The sequence below is a fragment of the Bradyrhizobium sp. JYMT SZCCT0428 genome (assembly GCF_018131075.1).
Classification (GTDB): domain Bacteria; phylum Pseudomonadota; class Alphaproteobacteria; order Rhizobiales; family Xanthobacteraceae; genus Bradyrhizobium.
Genome location: NZ_JAFCLS010000162.1, coordinates 1 through 1,432 on the forward strand (window position 1 = coordinate 1; position 1,432 = coordinate 1,432).

The 1,432-nt window shown below is 57.1% G+C and carries 1 protein-coding gene; it reads right to left on the reverse strand.

Annotation, left to right across the window (positions count from 1 at the left end):
- Positions 1 to 1,297: 1,297 nt before the first annotated feature.
- Positions 1,298 to 1,432, reverse strand: a 135-nt coding sequence (locus JQ575_RS46010) for an ABC transporter substrate binding protein (protein WP_283842697.1), incomplete at its 5' end; no start/stop codon positions are given.

Sequence of the window (1,432 nt, forward strand, 5' to 3'; positions counted from 1 at the left end):
AGGCGCTCTTCCAGAATGCCGCGTGCTTTCATGAGTGCGTAAGCGCCGACCTTTTGATTACCCATGCGCACTACCTTCTCCTGCGCGACGGCGATGCTCGGTGCGGCTGAGACCAGCATCAGCCCCGCCAAAGTCGCAAAGCCGAGTGCCCGTCGTGTAATCTTGCTCATGACGATGGCCTCCCTAGTTCCACAAGGCGAAGTAGCGCTTCGGGTTGCCGCTCAGGGAATTAACGAACCCAGGTTATCAGCTTCTTGAACAACTCCATAGCGCTGCGATCCTGAACCAGTGGGGCTAATGTCCGAGTTGGGTCAAAAGTCGTCCTGATCGCCCCGAAAACCGACTTCCGTCTTTCCCCCAACAACGGACATCACGCGTCAGAGCGGTCACTTCCGAAAGTGCCAAGAGCATACATGGGATCACAAACGAAAGAGGCCGCCAACTGAAGCGGCCTTTGTTGTCCGGTCTGAGCAAAATTGACCGTGCGGGGGTTCGGCGAAGGGTCCATACTCAGGCCATGGTCCCAGAAGGGAAATTGCTCAGCCCCGAAGAGTTCGCTTCGCTGCTTACGATTGGCAACACGCCCGTAATCAGTCCTGCGCCTGCGATCCCCGCCGAACATAGCGCGCGGCTCATCGCACTGGGCTACGTGGTCGATCTCGCGGGCAGGCTCCGGATGACCACGGCGGGACGGTATCGGATGTGTGCTAGGCAACTCGCCAACTGACGCAGCCTTGTCACACCGAAACTTTGTTCACGATCGGAAAGCCGGTCATGTCGGGGCTTACAAGCCGGGCGAGGAAAGCCACTCGCTCATGTGTGACGCGGTCTCTAGCTGCCGGAGTTTCTTCCGTAGCGCGTCCATCTGAGGGCCAGGTTTCAAAGAGGCAAGTTGGGCTTCAAGCTTGGCCTTCTCGGCTGCGATGTTGTCTTCAAATGTGTGGGGAGCAGAACGGCGACGCTGCATGACACCACCTCATTGCTTACGGGTCCTGACCGTAGGGTTTGCAAACTCCGTTTCTAATATGCCGATGCCCGGGCGTCGGTTCCATAGTGGACACAATTCAAATTAGGACACTCATTATTCAAATCCCACTGAGGGTCGAAACAGGCCAGTTACCCCTTCTGCCCATGGGATCGTAAATTCAGGAACATGGCTGTTCGTTGTCCGAACGTCCGCTGTGGGTCAAACTGAGAACTCCGGGTGGGCCACCGGGAAGTCGGCTTTGCCTTCAAGAACGGATATCGACGACCGGTCCCGTTGGTGTGGTTCGTGCCATGAACGGACATGGCAGAATTATTCGATCACCTCGTCGGCGCGCGCGAGCAGCGCCGGGGGCAGGGTCAGGGCGAATGCTTTTGCCGTCTTCAGGTTGATTAGGAGTTCAAATTTGGTCGCCTGGTAAATCGGAATGTCACCCGGTTTGGCACC